This is a genomic window from Corallococcus sp. AB049A, from assembly GCF_003668885.1.
GTDB lineage: Bacteria > Myxococcota > Myxococcia > Myxococcales > Myxococcaceae > Corallococcus > Corallococcus interemptor.
This window is the reverse complement of the sequence record NZ_RAWL01001000.1, coordinates 1-473: the sequence shown is the minus strand read 5'-3', so window position 1 is coordinate 473 and position 473 is coordinate 1. Positions and strand designations below refer to the sequence as shown.

The following is a 473-nucleotide window of genomic DNA, read 5'->3' as shown; positions in this document are numbered from 1 at the left end:
ATCCAGGGCGTTGAGCAGTACCAGCCGCGCGTCATCGACCTGCGCATCGGCGTAGCTGAAGGCCTGCCGCAGCGCCGGGGAGAGCCACTGGCCGAGCGGATCGTGCTGCAGTTCCAGTGCGCGTGACGCGGGGAAGGCGGGGCTGCGCCGGCCCAGATGGTCGTACAGCCACAGCCCCGCGCGCAGTATCCAGCGCGGGCGCAGGTGCGGTTCCCACGGCAGGACGAAGCGCAGCGGATGGACCAGATGGGGCGCCTGCCGGCGCACCACCTCGCGTTCGCCCAGCGCCTTGCGCACCAGCCCGAACTCGCCCTGCTCCAGGTAGCGCAGGCCGCCGTGGATCAGCTTGCTGCTGGCGCTGGAGGTGTGCGCGGCCAGGTCATGCTGTTCGCACAGCAGCACGCGCAGGCCGCGGCCGCTGGCGTCACGGGCGATGCCGGCGCCATTGATGCCGCCACCGATCACCAGCAGGT

The 473-nt window shown here is 71.7% G+C and carries 1 protein-coding gene; it reads right to left on the bottom strand.

Annotated elements, in window-relative coordinates; all coding sequences use genetic code 11:
* On the bottom strand, positions 1-473 hold a 473-nt coding region (locus tag D7X55_RS46140), incomplete at both ends, for an FAD-dependent oxidoreductase (protein ID WP_121725741.1).